Here is a 19,162-nt window from a genome sequence, read left to right as displayed (position 1 = left end):
GATACAGTCAATGTTCAAGGTTACGATTTTGAAGTAACTGAATTTTTTGAAATAAAGGGTAGTAACTTTGATGCAACGCAGGCGCAAGTCGTGGTATCCAAAAACGGTCGTGAAGTGGCGAAACTGAATCCAGAAAAGCGTACTTATATCATTAGCACTATGCCGACCACTGAGGCGGCCATTGATGCTAGCCTAATGCGCGATGTTTATGTCGCACTGGGCGAACCTATTGCCGATGGTAGTAACCAATGGGCATTAAGGATTTATGTAAAACCATTAATTCGTTGGATATGGCTCGGCGCTATTATTATGGCATTGGGTGGTCTGCTGAGTATGCTTGATAGGCGCTATCGTCTCAAAACATCCAAGACCCCTGCACAAATTGCAGCGAGTAAGTCAGGCTTTACGACGGTTACTGATTTAGATGTTAAAAGCACTACTAATAACACGACACTAATAGGGGAGAAGCAAAATGACTAAGTCTAATCATTTTTCCGAGCAACCCCCTGAAACAAAAGGTAATCGAACAATGAAAAAAAGCCAAATTAGAATATGGTTTTTGATCCCGCTGATCATCTTTGCTGCTGTTATGGTTATGCTTTATTTTCGTTTGGGGCAGCCGACTGAAATCGTAACCAATACCGCGCTTGAACGCCCAGTACCAGCGTTTGAGCTGCCATTGTTGTCCGATACCAGTCGGATCATGACCAATGACAACTTACCTGATGAGCCCTTTTTGATGAATATTTGGGGCTCTTGGTGCCCAACTTGCGTTATTGAGCATCCTTTTTTGATGCAGCTAGAGGAGCGTGGTGTCAATCTGGTTGGCGTGAATTATAAAGACGATATCGGTGATGCGCTCAGCTATCTCAACCGAGGCGGTGATCCCTTTTCGATGTCTATTCAGGATTTGTCCGGCCAGTTTGCCTTGGACTTAGGGTTGACGGGTGCGCCTGAGACTTTCACTGTCGATGGTGAAGGCGTTATTCGCCAGCACATTGTTGGTGAGATTAACGAGAGTAACTGGCAAGATCGTATTGAGCCTTGCTTAACGGTACTCAATGATGCCAATGATAATAACGTCAGTCCAGATGCGATTCAGGTTGAAGAGGTGTGCAAATGATAGCCCGTTCAATAAAGGCCGTTACGATAAAAGTAGCGAGCTTAATACTTGCCTGTCTCCTAAGTGTGACCAGCTATGCGGCGATAGAGGTATATGATTTTGACTCTGCACAACAAGAAGCCCAATATCGAGGGCTAATCGAAGAGCTACGTTGCCCGAAATGCCAAAACCAAAACTTGGCAGGTTCTGATGCGCCGATTGCCCAAGACTTAAAGCAAAAAGTCTATGATTTGATTAAAGACAGACGTAGTGATGCGGAAATCCGGGATTATATGCAAGAGCGCTACGGCGATTTTATCAGCTACAAGCCGCCTGTACGTCCATCGACATGGATTTTATGGTTTTTTCCGCCATTGCTACTGATCGTATTATTGATAGGGTGGTTTTGGCAAAGTAAACGCCGCCAAGTTGTCGCCCGTGGCCAAAACGGCGTTACAGTGAACAGTACTGCTGCCTTGACCTCTGCGGAAAAGGCTGAGCTTGATCGTCTATTATCGCAAGCTGAGAATGTCGACCACGATATTACTAGCATAGAGGACAAAAAATGACTCTATTTTCTACTTTTGGCTTATTTGTAGCTCTAAGCTTGCTGATTGCTCTTATATTTGCGCTAATTGCTATTATGCCATGGCTACGAGCACCGCGTTTGCAGTCCAAACCAATAGACAATCAACTGCTAGATATTAATGTTGCAGTATTTCGCGAACGTTTAGCTGAGCTACAAACAGATAAAGACAGCGGTACTATTAATAATAGCCATTATCAAAATCAAAAGCTGGAACTGGAGCGTCAGCTATTGGATGCCCAGCGTGAAGTCACGCCGATGGTCACCCCTGGTATCAAAAGCCGCTTGATCCTCATGGTTTGGGTGCCTGTATTGGCTGCGCTGGCGTATCTGATGGTGGGTGACCGAACGCCTGTGTTTGATCTGTGGACGGCCGAAGACAAGGTCGGAAAAGTCGCTGATGACTTGTTGACTGGCAAAATCGATCAGCCACCTGTATGGGCAATCGAAAACGGCCAGCAGCTTATCAGCGCGATGCAGACCAACGTTTATCGTCATGCCGATGATCCTGATCGCTGGATGCGTTTGTCAGAGCTGTTTTTATCGCTTGAAGCTACCGACTCAGCGATTGAAGCTTTGTCACGCGCTTACCGTCTGTCACCAGACAATGAAGAGATTGCGACCACTTATGCGCAGATTAGCTTTTTTGCCAATAAAGGTCAGCTTGATGCCAGTAGCCGCCGTGTATTACAAGATGTCCTTGCCAAAAATCCACAGCATGAAGGTGCGCAGATGCTAATGGCAATGGGTGAGGCACGTGGTAGTAACTTTGCCCAAGCGCAAGGTTGGATTAAACGCTTACAAGGCAGCATTGTGGCCAAACCAGGTGATCATACTAAAGCTTTAGCAAGCTTAGATGAGTTAAGCAACTACGTTAGCACGCAAGAAAAGCAAGCGCTAGAAGGTATTGACGTGACAGTGAAAATTAACGCTAATTTATTACCGTTAGTGAAAGCTGATGATGTGTTGTTTGTAGCGATACGTGATGTGAAAGGGGGCCCTCCGTTTGCCGCCAAACGTTTACCCATTAGTATTATCAAGCAAGGTGAGGCTAGTATCCGCTTAAGCAATCTTGATGCGATGATGCCAGATCGCACGTTAAATTCAGCTCGTAGTGACAAAACTCAGTTAGCAGTCGTTGCTCGTATTAGTCATAGCGGTAATGCCATAGCAGAATCAGGCGACTTATCGGGTAATCCTATAATGATTAGCGTTGAACAGACTCAGGTTAATGTTGAAATCAATCAACAGATTCCCTAATAAAAAATTATTACCGTAAGTTTCATAATACCAGAGCGGTAAGTGGAGCCGTTTATGAAAGTGGCGCGATTAATAATCGTATACCAAAAACATATACGTTTAACATTGTTCATTGTATAAACATAGATAAAGGAAACAACTATGACTGAATCTACCGACAGATTAGATAGTACTAAATTGAATAGCGTTGAATCGGCTAGTACTAATATTGCTGACAAGAAGGTACCTATAGCTGTGAGTAGTACTCATCAATCGATTGACTCTAAAACCATAAATCATACGCCTAAAGCTATGTACGTGACTTCAGGCAACTCAATAACACCTAAAGATAAGTTGGACAAAATACCAAAAATGGTTGCCAATGGCAGTCGCGCTTTTATCTGGTATTTGTTGGCGATAATGGTATTAATACTTGATCAATGGACTAAGTGGTTGGCCCAAACCACATTAGCGTTCAATGACCCCGTACCGGTCATTGAACCATTTCTCAACTGGACACTCGCTTATAACTATGGGGCAGCATTTAGCTTTTTAGCCAACGCTGGCGGTTGGCAGAAATGGTTTTTCTCAGGCGTAGCTTTTGTAATGGCTATCTTTTTAACGGTTTATTTAATCAAAGCGCCACGTGCAGCCAAGCTATTATCTATGGGGTTGGCCTTAATGCTTGGTGGTGCGATTGGCAACTTAATCGATCGTTTAAGAATTGGTAAAGTGGTTGACTTTATCCATGTGCATTATGCTGATGTCTGGAATTATCCTCTTTTCAATGTTGCAGATATAGGTGTCTGTGTCGGTGTCGCATTGATTATAATTGACATGATATTTTTAGAAAGTAAGCGTAATAAATAAGCACATTGATGCCGATTATCACAAACAAAATGAACTAGCGTCGTATTCACTCTATACGGAAAAATACTTTTTATACTTGAGTATGTTTATAAAATGTGAACTGGAAGGTAATGTTACTTAGACAGGCTGGGCATTTGATGTATAGTGTCATTTGCATTTCACTATTTATCAATTTCTCAGCCTGTTTTTTTTCAGCCTACTTTTTGAACCACCACCCGGATATAAATGTAACTATGAATAAAACAACTTTTAAAATATCGAAGATGGACTGCCCTTCGGAGGAAAACCTAATCCGAATGAAATTAGAGGGCCACTCGAATATTGAACATCTTGAGTTCGACATTCCTAACCGTCAATTAACTGTGTTTCATCATGACAATATAGAAGGGATAGAGACTGCTATTCATGACCTAAAATTAGGAGACACCCTACTCTCGACCGAAACCATTGACCCCTCTGATCCCAACAATAATTTTAAAATTGATGCTGACTCTAGTCACAAAAAAGATGCTGAGCAAAGAAAGCTACTATGGATAGTGCTGGTCATTAACTTTGCTTTCTTTATTATTGAAATGAGCACGGGACTGATTTCTCGTTCGATGGGGTTGGTCGCCGACAGCTTAGATATGTTAGCAGATAGCTTGGTGTACGGAATTAGCTTATTTGCGGTCGGTGGAACGGTCATTAAGAAAAAACGGATTGCTAGAATTGCCGGATATTTTCAAATTACGCTAGCGATTCTTGGTTTTTTAGAAGTACTAAGACGTTTCTTTGGCAATGAGCAGTTACCTGACTTTTCTACCATGATAGTCATATCGATTCTTGCGCTAATTGCAAACTTGATTTGCCTCTATTTACTACAAAAATCGAAAAGCAAAGAAGGAGAAGAAGCCCATATGCAAGCCAGTATGATTTTCACTTCAAACGATGTGATTATCAATTTAGGGGTAATTGTTGCAGGGATTTTGGTTAATTGGTTACACTCTAGTACGCCTGATTTGATTATTGGTAGCATCGTATTTGCTTTAGTTATTCAGGGCGCCTTTAGAATATTGAAGTTGAGTAAGTAGCCAAGCCTAATAACTGAAGCAAATAGCTCAAGTAAGTAGCTTAATTAAACCGCTAAGTGTAAAGTAACTGGGTTTGAAGCAAATAAACATCATAAGGATATGAGACCTCAAGCAATGATTGAACAAACTTTAAATCTAGTCACCACCAAAGACCATCAGCAAGTTGCCGTTTGGCGAATAATAGATGATGAAGTCTTTGATAAGAATCTGGTGGTGGTCAACTAATTTAGGACACTAATAAAATTCAAACCTACATCGCCATTACTTATAACCCTGAGTCGAGAACGGATAATAATTATAAGCGTTGGGGCAACTTTTATGACCGCCAAGATCTGTTAGTAGGTGACGAGTTGTGTCAGGTGGTTAATTTTCAGAGACCTTCCTAAATTTTGTGTAAGTATTTAATCTAAACGTCAGTTACACAGAATCTGGGATGGTCTCTCGTATTCTTTGGTTGCCACCCTACAGCCCTGATCTAAATCCCATTGAAAAGAAGTGGGCACAGGCAAAATTTCTACGTCAAGGCTGGATGGAGAATAATCTACCTAAGCTGTTTCATGATATGGGTTGTATCTCTTTTATTCTAGACTGACTATAGTTAACTATCATATTATTATGAATCGAACAATTTAGACTAGATCCTTAATATCTATATCCAATGCATCGCAAATATCATAGGCCTTTTTGAGAGTGACATTCTTCTCTCCACGCTCGATATTTCCCATATAACTTCGATCAATATCTGCCATCTCTGCCAGCACTTCTTGAGATATTCCTTTGCTTCTGCGCACATCACGGATACGCTTTCCAAAGGCTATCATGCGTTCATCTGTCTTCATCTCACCAACCACTGCTAAAAATAGCAATACTCACAGTGGTGGGCTATAATATCCACGGGATATAGTCGGTATTATGAGGTGAGTATGAAAACAAAACTAGAGTATCAGCCAGATATAACAGAAACTAATAAGCTGATCTGTGAGAGGTACTGGTTAAGAGAAGGCGATAAACGAAGTGGTTTTATATATACCTGTAAAGAAATAGGTCAAGAGTTTGATGTTAAGCATCAGGATATACCTAGTATCGTTAAAATAAATGCTCATCTTGTCGTACTAGACTGCCAATGCATAGACTGCGGTACAACTAAGATTTGCTATACTCGCTCACTGAACCGCCCCGGGATTGTCGGAGACTCAACATTCTGAGAGAATACGACAATGAAAAGACAAACCTACACTCCTGAGATTAAAGAACGCGCCGTTCGCATGCTGATTGAAGCGTCGAGCGACTATCCTTCTACATGGTCAGCCATTCAAGCCATAGCGTCAAAGATTGGCTGTACGCCTGAGACACTGCGATCCTGGCATAAAAAGCACATAGACCAAACCATTCCCGCCTCAGTGCAGGCTCAAAGTGACAAAGAGCGTATCAAAGAGCTTGAACGCGAATGCAGAGAGCTCAAGCAAGCCAATGAGATTATACGTAAGGCTGCTGGTCTTGAAGCCCAGGCGGAGAAGGGCCGTCCACCCAGATAATGGTTCAGTTTATTGATGACTATAGAGGTAGTTATGGGGTCGAGCTGATTTGTAGAGTACTACCGATTGCCCCGTCAACCTATCACCGTGCTAAAGACCTAGAGTGCTGCCCTGAAAGGCGTTCACTGCGCAGTCAGCATGACGACTACTATCTCAGCGAGATTAAACGCATCTGGCAGGACAGCAAATGCCGCTATGGTGCTCGCAAAGTCTGGCGGCAGATGAAGGCAGATGGCATTTATATCGCACGCTGCACCGTCGAGCGTTTAATGAGTCAGCACGGCTTACAAGGTGTCTGGCGCGGTAAGGGTAAGATTACCACCAACAGCCGTGACGACCAAAAGCGTGCTGACGACTTGGTCAATCGTAACTTTAATGCCCATCGTCCTAATCAGCTGTGGGTTGCAGATTTTACTTATATCAAGACATTGAGCGGCTGGGTTTATACCGCTTTTATTATTGATGTATTTGCTCGCGCTATTGTCGGCTGGAAAGTATCGAATCGTATGAACACGGATATGGTAATGGCGGCATTAAATCAAGCGATAACAGATAGAAACAATCCCAAAGATGTCATTCATCACAGTGATCGAGGGGTTCAGTACTTATCTATTCGCTATACCGATAAGATGACGGACTCTGGCGTGATTGCTTCTGTTGGTACAACAGGCGATTCATACGACAATGCATTGGCTGAAACGGTCAATGGGCTTTACAAGTCTGAGGTGATTCATTATTTAAAGCAGAACTGGACTGGTGTGAACGATGTTGAACTGGCAACCCTTGAGTGGGTGGATTGGTTCAACAAGAAGCGTCTACATAGCACGATTGGATATGTGTCACCCTTTGAGTTTGAAAAGCGGTATTATGATAATTTAACCCTGTCAGGCATCGCTGCCTGACTCAAGTAGATCAGCCTCCGATATAGTCGGGGCGGTTCACACAGCTAACTCGATTGGATCTTATTAGATGGCGGTGTGATGATTGCAGGGCGGCGCTTGAAAAAAGAATGGATCAAGAGTACTTAGAGTATCGTCTTAAACAAGACCGTTTAGCAGAAGAAAAGAGACAGACCGCTCTAGAGTACATCAATCAATGCCGAAGCATTCAATTAAGCAGTATTCCTTCAGTCACTGAGCTTAACGATGTGGATAAACTTCTACTCGCAGCGACTGTAGAGAGCCTAGGGGCAGATAATATAAGGAATACAGTCTCTCTACGTGACAATTTATCATTACCTTTATCACCGTTCTCTAAATTAGATGAAGAGATACTACAGCATCTTTTTAACCGAAATCTGCTCATACTCGCTTCTGAAAATAGCTACGAATACGTAACTATCAACGAAGAAAAAGAGCTAGAGATAGATTTCTATCAAGCGATCTTTGAGTTTGCTTATAGTATTGAGAATCTTACTAAAATCTTGATAAACGCTAAATCTCAGAAAAATACCAGTGCTCTAGTAGCGAATGATCAATTTAAGAACTGGTGTGAAAAGTTACAGCTAGGAGAGTGTTTAAGCTACCTGATTACTAGGTCAAGATTGAACTATCTAGCACCGCCTATTGGCGAAAAGCTAATTAGTATTCTCAGATCATGTTTAGCTGAATGCTCTGTATCAACCATGCATTATATCATTTGGAAGTCTGTGGAAAATGCTGCTGCATACGTGCAAAAACCAGGTATTACTCGAAAACATGCTTCAAATTCTGTTTCTGGTAATATAGAGAGAGTATTCAATAAAATATACAGTGGTAGTTGGAGTCACAATAAATCTTTTCGCGATGCTAGCCACCCTCAGTCTGCAATGGCCAAAATATTTTTTGATTATGTATTTGCAGTAGATGATGGTGGTTTTCACCATACTCTTGATGAGCTATTCAGCCCATATAGGTCCCAAAAAACTTTAGAGCAAGTAAGTTACGCAACTCTAGGAGATGCTAGAAGTACGAATTATTCAGTCACAATAGCTCTTGATATTAAACAATCATGATTTACCGATGTCTAAATCACTAATACAATTAAATCAGCCGAATAAGACATAGCAATGAGAGAAAGATTGTCTAGATAGAAGACTATCTGACTTGCTGAACAATTTTATTACTACTGATAGGAGCTAGTATGGAAGATTCTAAATTTGAAGCATCGATTACCGATGATCGTCCTATCCTCGTTAGCAAACAAGAAATAGAAAAGCGCCGCCGCATTAACTTTGATACTTTGGGCAGCTTCGCAGTCGATAATATTCCTATTAACCCAGATACTCAGCACATCTTTCAAGACTTTGAGGAAGGTAAAATTGCAACTAGCAAGGAAGTAAAAGCTTTGCTACATGCTCACTATACTAAGATAGCGCTCGAAGATAATTAGCTCTTATAGTTTGAGCCCGACGTTGCTAAGCTATTATAGTATTGCTTTTCACAGCCAGTATCGAAAGATGAAACATAATTAATTGTGCTATTCAATCATATTTATCAAATCATTTCACCTATGTAAGATTACTAGTCCAGTATCACTAACTCTCGTCCAGCCATCTCCGAAATAAAGAATAACTATTCTGCCCACAAACATAATAATGCTATAGCTAGTCAGCTTATTCGCTTAGTGAATAGATAAGCATTAAGACCTAATATCACCGTGGTGAATTACATCCTTGGGTCTGCTTCTATCTACACTCGCGTGCTTTAATATTACCATCATTATATCCGTGTTCATATGATTCGATATCTTGCAACTGACAATACTATGTGCAAAGACGTTAATGATAAACATGAATAGCAGAAAACTACTTTTACTTCTACCTATCTGACATAGATAAAATCTACTGGATTAGAGGATGGTACGATTGATCAAAAGTAACCATTAATAGATAGACGTAGCGAAGCGCATCATGTCCGCGTTTATAGCTTAGATAGGATGATATTAGAAAGAATGCTTCTGAAGATGTGAAAGATACCTGAAAAACTTAATTGTTATGATACCTAATTGATAGAACGACCATTATCTTTTGGATAGGTAAAAGTGATTTGTTCTGATAGGTTGTAATAATCACCGAAGTGATAGTTTTAATTTAGATGCCTACAAATAATATAGCGATGTACACTATTAGAATAAGAGGTTTCTAGCATGTCAACCTATAAGGAGATGTGTGGATTTCATGCAAAGCACTTGCAAAAAAACCATGGGCGAATTCGATTCTGGCAGGTTGATTACCCTGAATAGGGAAGTATTCAGGCTCACTATTACTACGGACCAACATAACCTGCTGCTCACTGAACAATGTATTGAATAGACTTATCAGCCAATCAGTAGCTGCACGCTCGCTATCAGTCGCTTCTACTGCTTGACGACCGTACTCAAGATTGATGCTAGACAGTTTTTGCCACTGACGTTTCCATTCTTTTAAGCATTTATTACTGTCAGAACATTCTGACTTAGTAGATGTTTTTGCTAGGTCGCTGTTTTGCTGAGTAATGCGCTCGACAAGTACATTAACGTCAATAGAAGAAAGTAAGTTAGAAAAATCAGTTGTGTTGTTAGACAGATCCATAAATAAAATATTGACTCAATAAACACTAAAAAATAGGCACCAAGAACAGAAAGATTATCTGAATGAAAAAGGAGCAAGTATAGAGACTTAGATAGGTTTTCTGTCAAAAAATATTAACATACTACCGCTAGCGTAGCCTGATACTTTCCGTTAGTATGGCAGGCAATATTATACACCGTTTTTATGAATGAGGCCTCGCATGTCAAGCACTTCAGAAACTAAGCCGTCAGCACCTTACGCTGACAATAAAAAAGCGTCCGTATCTACTAGCATGCCTGATCATATTTCATTAGATAAGTGGGCTGACACGGGTTATGAGTGGTCAGGAGAGGTTGATCCAAAACTATTTGATCGTCTTGCTACTACACTAAGTACAGAGCATGAACAATCACATATTCAGTTGAATGCGACGCTTTATCGCCGCAATAATGTTTTGCATCTGGCATTCACTTTGGTAGGTGATGTCTGGTTGACGTGTCAACGTTGTCTACAGCCAATTGCGATAGACTTGTCTGATGACTACGATATTGCGCTACTTGAAAACGATAGCCAAGTACGCTTGGTCAATGATGAGCAAGATTACTTGTTGCTCGATGAAATCGTCACTGAGCAATCTCCTGAGCGATTATTACCATTCAAAAAACTGGTAGAAGATGAGATTTTGCTCAAAACACCAATGGCGCCAAAACATGACGACTGTGAAATGTCAGTTGAGCAGTTCGGCGAGCTACCAGAAGAAGAAGAAACCGAAAATCCTTTTGCAGCTTTGGCTTCATTAAAAGGCAAATTATAAATACAGAATTGACTTGCTAGATGTATTTATTGAGCCTTTTGTCGGCTTTGCACAGAAGAGTGCAAGGCAGGGCTTTATTAATTCAATAAACATGCGTATAATGTCCGGTTTATTGCATTCGAGCAACCTGTTGCGTGCTGATAGAAGCTGACTAGGTAAATTTTTCATAAATTTCAGACATAGTTAGCGCTTTATGTAGGTAACAATTTATTTAACTAATGATGCTTAAGACTTAGGTTGTTATGATTATATAGCCTCTGTCAGTATCGACTAAAGCTGAATTTTAAGCTTATCCCTTTTAAGTATAGGAGCTATATCATGGCTGTTCAAAAAAGTCGTAAAAGCCGTTCTCGTCGTGACATGCGCCGTTCACATCACCGTATGGAAATTGCTGAACTAAGCGTAGACGCTACTACTGGTGAAAAACATCGTCGTCATCACATGACTAAAGATGGTTTCTATCGTGGCCGTCAGCTATTTAAAGTAAGTCAAGACGCCTAAGACATTGACTCTATGATAATTCGAGCAAAGCAGTGATAGTACTGGTGACTGTCATTGTTTTGCCTGATTATTATTAGTCAATAAGCTTCGAGCTAAAAAAGCCAAGTTATTTCGCTATCATATATTATGTGGCTGGATAACTTGGCTTTTTGTTATTTATGACTCTAATCATTACCTAAACGAGCTTCTGTTCCTAGTAGATAATAGAGCATGATAATGTCATTAGTCTTTTGGTTCGCACAGCGCTTCACTATCATCGCTTGATACGCATCCGCTATGATAATGGCTTGCGTCAGTGTATAGTTTACTGACAATCCGTTGTCGTAGACAGGTAGTCGAAGTAGCGGCTTTGTATAACATCTAATAATATAATAAACCCCATTGTTTTTAGGGATATTCTAATCAGATAAGGAATATTGGTTATGGCTTCTGTACCCGATATGGTAAAAAAGCAACCCGCTCGTATCGCGGTTATTTTTCCTGGTCAAGGATCTCAAGCCGTCTCAATGACAAGTGAGCTTGCTGAAACTTACCCAGAGATACGTGATACGTTTACCGAAGCGAGTGAGGCGCTTGGTGAGGATTTGTGGGCAATCTGTCAAGATGAAGATAAACTCAATCAAACTCAATACACTCAGCCAGCGCTATTGACAGCTAGCATTGCTATTTGGCGTGTTTTACAACAACAACTAAAAGAAACGCCTTGTTATTTAGCGGGGCATTCTCTTGGCGAATATAGCGCGTTATGTGCTGCCAATGTGATATCGCTTGGTGATGCCGTGACCTTAGTACATAAGCGTGGTCAGTTGATGCAAGAGGCTGTTGTAGGGGTTGATACTGCTATGGCTGCCGTATTAGGACTTGAAGACAATAGAGTCGAAAACCTATGTGAGCAAGCAACAGAACATGTTGAAGCTGCTGTAGTTGGTGCTGCTAATTTTAATAGTCCAGGGCAAGTGGTTATTTCGGGTAATGCTGCGGGCGTCAACGCTGTTATCGACAAAGTAAAAAATACTGGCAAAAAATCTGTGCCCCTAAAGGTAAGTGTGCCATCTCATTGCGCACTGATGGAACCTGCAAGTAATGCCTTAGCTGAGATATTAGCAGAGATTAAATTTGATCAGGCTACTATCCCTGTGATTCAAAATCGCCATGCGCGTGTTGAGACCAGTGCAGCGGGCATCAAGCAAGCCTTAACTGAACAGCTAAGTGAACCTGTATTGTGGTCAAAAACCATGCAAGAGTTGGCTGACAAACAAATTAATATATTAATCGAGTGTGGCAGTGGTAATGTCCTCAGCAATTTGGCGAAGCGTCAAGCACAGCCGATCGCAAGCTATCCGACTGACAAGCCTGCCCGTCTAGAAAAATTATTAGAGGTGTTATTATGAGCCGTACGATTACATTAGTGACTGGTGCTAGCCGCGGTATTGGAAAGGCAGTTGCTAAACGCTTTGCGAAAGAAGGACATTTCGTCATTGGCACAGCCACTACAGAGAAAGGTGCTGAGCTGATTGATGATTATCTTCACGATACTGGCGGTATTGGCCGTGTTTTAGATGTACGTGATACTGCCCAAATTGATAAACTGTTTGAAGAGATCGAAAGCGTTTACGGTGCGGTACAGGTACTCGTCAACAACGCAGGTATCACCCAAGATGGTCTACTGATGCGTATGAAAGATGAAGACTGGGAAAACGTCATCGATACCAATTTGACATCAGTATACCGTATGAGTAAGCGTGCAGTACGTGGCATGATGAAAGCACGTCGTGGTCGCATTATCAATATAACCTCCGTCGTCGCTCAAATGGGCAATGCAGGTCAATCTAACTATGCTGCGACCAAAGCCGGTGTAGAAGGGTTCAGCCGTACGCTTGCACGTGAAATCGGTTCACGCCAAGTGACTATCAATTGTGTGGCACCAGGTTTGATCGAAACGGATATGACAGATGAGCTTGATGAGCGCCTATTGAACTCTATGCTAGATGCTGTTCCTATCAGCCGTCTTGGCCAGCCAGAAGACATTGCAGCAGCCGTACATTTCTTAGCCAGCGATGAGGCCAGCTATATCACAGGTGCTGTTATTCCTGTCAATGGTGGCATGTATATGTAGGCGTTACACAGTTATAATAAAAAACTGTGTGAACGAGTGTAAACTATAATAAAGGGTGCTATAATGACGGATACTTTTGAGTCAAAGCCCTGTATGATAGCAGGGCTTTATTAGACATCAGACAGACTGTACACTATGTCATAGAGTACTCAGACAGCAATGCTGATCTGGCAAATACATTTTATATACCATGCTATAAAGCTTAGATTAAGCGCTATAGCAGTTTATCAAAAATAATAGATGATAACGGAGTGATCTATATGAGTAATGATATCGAACTAAGAGTAAAAGCAGCAGTAGCTGAGCAATTAGGTATGAATGTTGAAGACATCAACAATGATGCTTCGTTCATGGAAGACTTAGGTGCAGATTCATTGGACCTAGTTGAACTGGTTATGTCTTTTGAAAGTGATTTTGGTATCACTATTCCTGATGAAGATTCTGCAGAATTGACTACTGTTCAAAAAGCAATCGATTACGTACAAGCTCAGCTATAATTTGCTATACAGTTGATAGTTTTGTGATGCCGCTTATCTTATAGATAGGCGGTTTTTTTATGCGTCTGTTCTTCTTTATATGCTGACTATGCTAGATATACTGGTTTTCATATGTATGAACTTTGGACTACTAAGTTGTATTAACATAAGCTACGTCAATCCAACATTACTCAACATACTCTTACTATTTACTTTATTCTCCTTTGTCTATACTCATCATGGTAATTAGGAATAGAGCAAGACAATGCTTTATTACACATCATCAAAAAAACAACGATGAATAATAAAAATTTAAGGAGTAGTTATATGGGTATGTTCAGTTTCGCAAAGGATATCGGTGACAAGATTTTTAACCGTGATGACGAAAAGCATGACGCAAAATCTGAAACCAAAGCAGATGCTAATACACCAGTTCAAAGCAGTGAGCCTTCAGCACAGTCAGTTGCTAACATCTTGCTACGTCGTATTCAGCAGCAAAACCTAAATATCAGCAATCTAAAAATCAAATATAATGGTTCTACAGATACTGCAGAGATTAGTGGTAATGCTAAGACTCAAGCTGATCGCGAAAAAGCCATCATCGCTATTGGTAATGTGCAGAACGTCGCAAAAGTTATTGACAATATCGACATCGAAGAAGATGCGCCTGAATCAACCATGTATACCGTAAAGTCTGGCGATAGTTTATCTAAAATTGCTAAAGATGTTTATGGCGAATCTGGTGATTATATGAAAATATTCGAAGCCAACAAGCCAATGCTATCTGATCCAGACAAAATTTATCCAGGTCAAGTACTACGCATTCCTAAGCCATAATTCTCAAAAGTGCTTAGAGATTGAGTAGAGTCGACTAAATATAAAAAAGCCTCTCATGTTTAAGAGGCTTTTTTTGTGGATTTCTATCAGATCAAATAATGAGTTCACATATTTATTCGTATCTATGAAGTGGTTAGCTCGCTATTAGGATTTAATTTTTTATACTGCTCATCCAATGCCCATTCGATATGTTCGTCGAGCATAGCATTATGTATAGTCAACTTAGATTTCAGTTGCTCAACCACTTCCAAACTAGCATTGGCGTTGCCCAAACCAATCGCGATATTACGCAAAAAATTGATATAGCCTGTGCGTCTAAGGGGACTACCTTGTGTATTTTTTAAAAAGTCCGCTTCCTGCCATTGCCATAATTCAAGCAAACTGCTGTTATCAAGACCATGTCTTGGCGCGAAGTCCTCGACGGTAGTAAGGTTGGCATAACGATTCCATGGGCATATCAGCTGGCAATCGTCACAGCCGAACACCCGATTGCCGATTGCACGTCGGTACTTAGTATCGATAATACCATCGTGTTCAATCGTTAAATAAGAGATACAGGCAGATGCATTGAGCTCATAAGGCGCGATAATCGCTTGGGTGGGGCATATATCAATACAAGCGCTGCAACTACCACAGTGTTCTTTGACAGGCTCATCATCAGGTAACTCAAGGCTCAAAAATAACTCACCCAGTACAAAGAATGAGCCAGCTTGTTTGTTGATCAATAACGTATGCTTGCCTGTCCAGCCAAGACCTGTAGCATCTGCGATAGGTCGCTCAAATATAGGTGCAGAATCGCTAAAAGGTCTAAAAACAAACTCGTTTTCTGCACCGATACCTAGATGTTGCCATTCAGGAAGCATTGCTTCTATATTCAAGGCCAATTGCTTCAAGCGGCTACGCATTGTCTTATGATAGTCACGACCTCTAGCGTACCGCGCGACGATACCTTGATTGGGATGATCGTTGTCCGTAACAGCACGCGGCGTCGGTGCCTGAGTGAGATAATCCATTCGTACACTGATAATGGTCTTTGCACCATCTACTAACTCCTCAGGATGAGCACGCAGATGGTGGTTGTTATGCATGAACTGTAATTGACCCTCATAGCCTTTACCGAGCCATTGCTGTAACTGTTCAATTTGCTTAGTAAACAAAGGGTGGTGGACAGATAGAAATCCACAGTCAGCAAACCCTAGTGCTTGTGCTTGCGCTTTGATCCATTGCTTAACATCTGCTGTGGTTGAAAATACATAGGCGTCGCTAATGGCAATCTTGTTTTTATCAGTATGCATAGATATAGACGCTTATTTGGTTCGATTGGATGTTTTGTGTTTGATCATGAGTGATGGGTATACCGATATGATAAGCCAGTGAGTGACGAGCGCAAGTATAAAAGAAAATAAACCTACAGTCATATCGATACATAAGTCGATATTAGCTTTTGCTAAGCTAGTACGAAATATAAGAAAAGACCAGTAGAGGACATAAAATGAAAAATCAAACCATTATATTACCCATAAAAAACACAAAACCTGTGGCACTGTATAGTAGCAAGCAAGTATACGCGATGGAGCAAGCATGGTTTGCAGAAGGGTATGATAGCTTTGGGCTAATGAAACAAGCCGCTTGGCAGATGACGCAACGGATAGAGCAACTGCATGAGCAAAAATACTTTGAAAACAGTCACCCCAATATTCATATTTATCATCATGATACTTGTCCGCATCGGGCATGCATCTGGGTAGGAAAGGGTAATAATGGCGGGGACGGCTGGCTCATTGCTCATTACTTGCAGCAAGCAGGCTGGCAAGTCAAAGTAATCACTGTCGGTTTTGATAAAAGTGATCTTGCCATAAACAATCAGGCAGTAATTGCTAATCACAAAAATAGTGACACTAGTAGCATAACTGATGCTACCAAAGCGCTACAGATAGCCTTATCTGCCAATTGCAACTATCAACGTTTTGAAGAGATCCATAATCGTCAAGATAGTTCAAACGAGAGTATCTTATCTGCGGATATGCATATCGATGCTCTCTTTGGTATTGGACTTGACCGTGCGCCAGAAGGTATCTACAAAGAAGCGATTAATACTTTTAATGATAGTACGCAACGACATAAAGCATTAGCAGTGGCAGTCGATATTCCAAGTGGGTTGGTGGCCTCTACTGGTGAGGTATTTGACCGCGTTGCGATACAAGCTGATGTGACTTTGTGTCTGATAGCACGCAAGTTCGGTCTGCATACCAAAGATGGTATGGATTATAGTGGAAAAGTCACTGATATACCGCTCATACCTTATGAGTTGACTCGACCACAAGAAGCTAGCAACCATACCATAGCCAATGAAAGCACGAGCCCAGCATCTGAACCCATTGCTATACTGTTAAAGGCTGCACATAGTATGCATGCACGCCGTCAAAACAGTTATAAAGGCAGCTATGGTCATGCGCTTGTCATTGGCGGAAATCGTATCGATGGCTCACAAGGTATGGGCGGTGCCGCGATACTCGCTGCGTCTAGTACAATGGCTACTGGTGCTGGAAAGATAACGGTTGCCTGTCATGAGGCTTTTCATGGTGCATTATTAACCTCGTTGCCAGATGCCATGACCATTAATTTGCACGATGCAGATAGTGTGAAGACCTTAATAAAACAAGCCAGCGTCATTGCTATCGGTATGGGATTAGGCCGTGACGAAAAAGCAAAAGCACTATTCATCGATTATATAAAGGCAGCTATAGAGTATGAAAAATCAATAGTGATTGATGCCGACGGGCTTTATCATTTAGCATCACTGCATATGGACAGTCATGAACTGGTAAAAGAGCTACGAGAATATAGCTCAAATCATCGAGTATGCATGACACCGCATAGTGGCGAAGCGGCTAGGTTACTTGATCAAAAAATCAGCAAGGTAGAGCGTGATAGACTGCAAGCTATAACACAGTGCGCTAAGGTTTATGGTGGTGACTGGGTACTAAAGGGAGCAGGGTCATTAGTGTTGGAGCAAAAATCAGGGCGAAAGCAGGTATACGTCTGCAATGCTGGAAACGCTGGTATGGCAACGGCTGGCATGGGTGATGTATTATCTGGTGTGACTGCTGGATTGTTGGCGCAGCAGGACTTAGTATCAGCGTCGCGCAGCTTGCATCAAGCAGTACTTATACATGGGTTTGCAGGGGATGTGTTGGTCAACCAAACGGGCGATTGTTATAGTAACAATATGCTATTGGTCGGACAGCGAGGGCTACAAGCTCAAGATATGCCAGCAGCCCTTCGCCATGTTATGCAGCTGATGATAGTTGAGTAATCATCGCTACAAAAACTAGGTCGTAGCGCTATCACAGTACTGATTGATTGCTTGTTGTACGCGCTCACGTTTTAGCTCAATTTCACGTCCATCTAAATATTGACGTTTGCCATCTGCATCCATTTCATAGATACGTCCGCCAACATTTAGGTTGGTTAGGTTATTGCGCAGCGATTGACAGCGCTGGGCATTGGCCTGTGCTTCTTGTTCTTTGATACGCGCCTCAAGAGCGGCTACACGCTGCTCTTCTGCCGTTTGGGTATTATTACTTTGGCTGGCATCTGTTTTGCCTGCCATTTCTCCAGCGTTATTTTGTCTGCCGTCACTACGAAACTCAATCAATTCGATGTTTTTGCCATTCTGCGGAGCATGCTGGCTATACTTGACTTCACCATGCGCACCAATGGATTTATATACCTGAATAGCCTGACTGGCATTCATAGACAGCATTAGCATACACGCAGTGCTCGTTAGCAGTTTGGCAGCAGTAGTGATTATAGATGCATATGCCATAGTGGCAATCCTCTTGTTTGGTAGTAACAGATAGGTATAAGGTTAAATATAACATTTGAGTATGTTATTGATAGTAATAACACACCGACTTTTGATTTTAGCAAAAAATACTTATCAATGTATATTATTTAATAACTAATAGTTAGGTATAGGGTTTAGAAGTTTTTCTTGACAATAGGGCCTAAACCATCGAATATAAGAGCAGTTGATTGGTCAGTGAGCGGCTTTTATGATATTGCCGTGGCACTTGTGAATGCAGACTACGGGTTACTTATCGGTAGCTTACGCAGTTTTATTTCCTTTGTGATCATGATTAGCAGACGTAGTGGTCAAGCGACTACTAACCGCTAATCATCGTCTCCGGACTTATCTGTCTACAATGACTAAGATAAACTTATTATTTAAAATGTACTATATGTGATTCTATCAGTTGTGTTAAACGTAAGGTAAGTACAGGGTTTTTAAAATCTATCGTAAGGGTCAATACGCTTGCGAGACAGCCAAATTATTGGCTATAGAATTTATCTTATTTGTTTATACCTATACGGCTGTATCAATGAATTTGTCATCAGTGCTTGCTTGTATTCACTTGCAATAATAAGCCTCTTTTTTAGATGCATTCGTATCTTGTCACTGTATATCGATAAACGTTCATCAC

General features: G+C 41.3%; 22 protein-coding genes, 1 pseudogene and 1 other annotated feature. Of the genes and pseudogenes, 18 read left to right on the top strand and 5 right to left on the bottom strand.

What is annotated here, in order from left to right:
• From NJD71_RS11405 to NJD71_RS11370, 8 genes are all read left to right on the top strand, one after another.
• Positions 1 to 480: cytochrome c-type biogenesis CcmF C-terminal domain-containing protein (locus tag NJD71_RS11405; RefSeq protein ID WP_319052067.1), on the top strand; the 480-nt coding region annotated here is incomplete at its 5' end.
• On the top strand, positions 473 to 1,123 hold the full coding sequence (locus tag NJD71_RS11400; RefSeq protein WP_058025866.1) for a DsbE family thiol:disulfide interchange protein: 651 nt from the start codon (positions 473 to 475) through the stop codon (positions 1,121 to 1,123). The genes NJD71_RS11405 and NJD71_RS11400, both read left to right, overlap by 8 nt.
• Complete coding sequence (locus NJD71_RS11395; RefSeq protein WP_191114791.1) at positions 1,120 to 1,671, top strand: cytochrome c-type biogenesis protein; 552 nt, start codon at positions 1,120 to 1,122, stop codon at positions 1,669 to 1,671. Before NJD71_RS11400 ends, NJD71_RS11395 begins: the two co-directional genes overlap by 4 nt.
• Positions 1,668 to 2,948 carry a c-type cytochrome biogenesis protein CcmI gene (gene ccmI, locus NJD71_RS11390; protein ID WP_191114792.1) on the top strand — a complete coding sequence of 427 codons (1,281 nt, stop codon included), beginning with the start codon at positions 1,668 to 1,670 and terminating at the stop codon, positions 2,946 to 2,948. Before NJD71_RS11395 ends, ccmI begins: the two co-directional genes overlap by 4 nt.
• Before the next feature lie 141 nt (positions 2,949 to 3,089).
• Positions 3,090 to 3,797, top strand: a complete 708-nt coding sequence (gene lspA / locus NJD71_RS11385) for a signal peptidase II (RefSeq protein WP_057758795.1) — start codon at positions 3,090 to 3,092, stop codon at positions 3,795 to 3,797.
• A 233-nt stretch (positions 3,798 to 4,030) separates the two neighbouring features.
• Complete coding sequence (locus NJD71_RS11380; protein ID WP_057758797.1) at positions 4,031 to 4,867, top strand: cation transporter; 837 nt, start codon at positions 4,031 to 4,033, stop codon at positions 4,865 to 4,867.
• 99 nt (positions 4,868 to 4,966) lie between these two features.
• A complete protein-coding gene (locus NJD71_RS11375; RefSeq protein ID WP_256713876.1) occupies positions 4,967 to 5,092 on the top strand; it encodes a hypothetical protein in 126 nt (41 codons plus the stop codon).
• A 208-nt stretch (positions 5,093 to 5,300) separates the two neighbouring features.
• The gene (locus NJD71_RS11370) at positions 5,301 to 5,459 is read left to right on the top strand and encodes a transposase (protein ID WP_224737862.1); all 159 of its coding nucleotides are present in this window, start codon (positions 5,301 to 5,303) and stop codon (positions 5,457 to 5,459) included.
• A 37-nt stretch (positions 5,460 to 5,496) separates the two neighbouring features.
• Here the strand turns inward: NJD71_RS11370 and NJD71_RS11365 are convergent, their stop codons facing one another.
• Positions 5,497 to 5,706: a helix-turn-helix domain-containing protein gene (locus NJD71_RS11365; RefSeq protein ID WP_058025361.1), complete on the bottom strand. Its 210-nt coding sequence runs from the start codon at positions 5,704 to 5,706 to the stop codon at positions 5,497 to 5,499.
• 378 nt (positions 5,707 to 6,084) lie between these two features.
• Here NJD71_RS11365 and NJD71_RS11360 point away from each other — a divergent pair.
• From NJD71_RS11360 to NJD71_RS11350, 3 genes are all read left to right on the top strand, one after another.
• Positions 6,085 to 7,304, top strand: a protein-coding gene (locus NJD71_RS11360; RefSeq protein WP_319052066.1) for an IS3 family transposase whose coding sequence is annotated in 2 segments (ribosomal slippage) — positions 6,085 to 6,367 and positions 6,367 to 7,304 — 1,221 coding nt in all. Because the reading frame shifts where the segments join, the coding sequence is not laid out codon by codon here.
• Positions 6,360 to 6,476, top strand: a sequence feature (AL1L pseudoknot). Its footprint overlaps the gene before it by 117 nt.
• A gap of 107 nt (positions 7,305 to 7,411) precedes the next feature.
• Entirely contained in the window at positions 7,412 to 8,395 is a 984-nt protein-coding gene (locus tag NJD71_RS11355) for a hypothetical protein (RefSeq protein ID WP_319052065.1), read from the top strand.
• Between the two features lie 128 nt (positions 8,396 to 8,523).
• Positions 8,524 to 8,772, top strand: coding sequence for an antitoxin VbhA family protein (locus NJD71_RS11350; protein ID WP_057758803.1), 249 nt, complete (start codon positions 8,524 to 8,526; stop codon positions 8,770 to 8,772).
• Between the two features lie 781 nt (positions 8,773 to 9,553).
• Here the strand turns inward: NJD71_RS11350 and NJD71_RS11345 are convergent.
• A pseudogene (locus tag NJD71_RS11345) lies at positions 9,554 to 9,739 on the bottom strand (elongation factor P hydroxylase); the annotation flags it as partial.
• A gap of 412 nt (positions 9,740 to 10,151) precedes the next feature.
• Between NJD71_RS11345 and NJD71_RS11340 the strand changes: the two are divergent.
• Together NJD71_RS11340 and rpmF are read left to right on the top strand one after the other, a co-directional pair.
• Positions 10,152 to 10,745 carry a YceD family protein gene (locus NJD71_RS11340; protein WP_319052064.1) on the top strand — a complete coding sequence of 198 codons (594 nt, stop codon included), beginning with the start codon at positions 10,152 to 10,154 and terminating at the stop codon, positions 10,743 to 10,745.
• 318 nt (positions 10,746 to 11,063) lie between these two features.
• Entirely contained in the window at positions 11,064 to 11,246 is a 183-nt protein-coding gene (rpmF, locus tag NJD71_RS11335) for a 50S ribosomal protein L32 (protein ID WP_057758809.1), read from the top strand.
• A gap of 164 nt (positions 11,247 to 11,410) precedes the next feature.
• Here the strand turns inward: rpmF and NJD71_RS11330 are convergent, their stop codons facing one another.
• On the bottom strand, positions 11,411 to 11,560 hold the full coding sequence (locus NJD71_RS11330; protein WP_319052063.1) for a hypothetical protein: 150 nt from the start codon (positions 11,558 to 11,560) through the stop codon (positions 11,411 to 11,413).
• A gap of 108 nt (positions 11,561 to 11,668) precedes the next feature.
• Between NJD71_RS11330 and fabD the strand changes: the two genes are divergently transcribed.
• The 4 genes from fabD (at position 11,669) to lysM (ending at position 14,675) form a co-directional block, all read left to right on the top strand.
• Positions 11,669 to 12,637 (top strand): ACP S-malonyltransferase, encoded by a 969-nt coding sequence (gene fabD, locus NJD71_RS11325; RefSeq protein WP_319052062.1) that lies wholly within the window; start codon positions 11,669 to 11,671, stop codon positions 12,635 to 12,637.
• Positions 12,634 to 13,362 (top strand): 3-oxoacyl-ACP reductase FabG, encoded by a 729-nt coding sequence (fabG, locus tag NJD71_RS11320; protein WP_057758813.1) that lies wholly within the window; start codon positions 12,634 to 12,636, stop codon positions 13,360 to 13,362. The genes fabD and fabG overlap by 4 nt, the downstream gene beginning before the upstream one ends.
• A gap of 260 nt (positions 13,363 to 13,622) precedes the next feature.
• Complete coding sequence (gene acpP / locus NJD71_RS11315) at positions 13,623 to 13,859, top strand: acyl carrier protein (RefSeq protein WP_057758815.1); 237 nt, start codon at positions 13,623 to 13,625, stop codon at positions 13,857 to 13,859.
• Positions 13,860 to 14,165: 306 nt separating this feature from the next.
• Positions 14,166 to 14,675, top strand: coding sequence for a peptidoglycan-binding protein LysM (gene lysM, locus NJD71_RS11310; protein WP_071003170.1), 510 nt, complete (start codon positions 14,166 to 14,168; stop codon positions 14,673 to 14,675).
• Positions 14,676 to 14,797: 122 nt separating this feature from the next.
• Here lysM and queG read toward each other — a convergent pair whose 3' ends face one another.
• Positions 14,798 to 15,970 (bottom strand): tRNA epoxyqueuosine(34) reductase QueG, encoded by a 1,173-nt coding sequence (gene queG, locus NJD71_RS11305; RefSeq protein WP_319052061.1) that lies wholly within the window; start codon positions 15,968 to 15,970, stop codon positions 14,798 to 14,800.
• 197 nt (positions 15,971 to 16,167) lie between these two features.
• On the opposite strand from queG, the gene NJD71_RS11300 reads away from it, so the two are divergent.
• Entirely contained in the window at positions 16,168 to 17,991 is a 1,824-nt protein-coding gene (locus NJD71_RS11300; protein ID WP_319052060.1) for an NAD(P)H-hydrate dehydratase, read from the top strand.
• Positions 17,992 to 18,006: 15 nt separating this feature from the next.
• Here NJD71_RS11300 and NJD71_RS11295 read toward each other — a convergent pair whose 3' ends face one another.
• Positions 18,007 to 18,504, bottom strand: coding sequence for a DUF4124 domain-containing protein (locus NJD71_RS11295; RefSeq protein WP_319052059.1), 498 nt, complete (start codon positions 18,502 to 18,504; stop codon positions 18,007 to 18,009).
• Positions 18,505 to 19,162: the final 658 nt, after the last annotated feature.

Source organism: Psychrobacter sp. PP-21 (assembly GCF_033790785.1).
Lineage (GTDB): Bacteria > Pseudomonadota > Gammaproteobacteria > Pseudomonadales > Moraxellaceae > Psychrobacter.
This window is presented reverse-complemented; position numbering and strand designations above follow the sequence as displayed.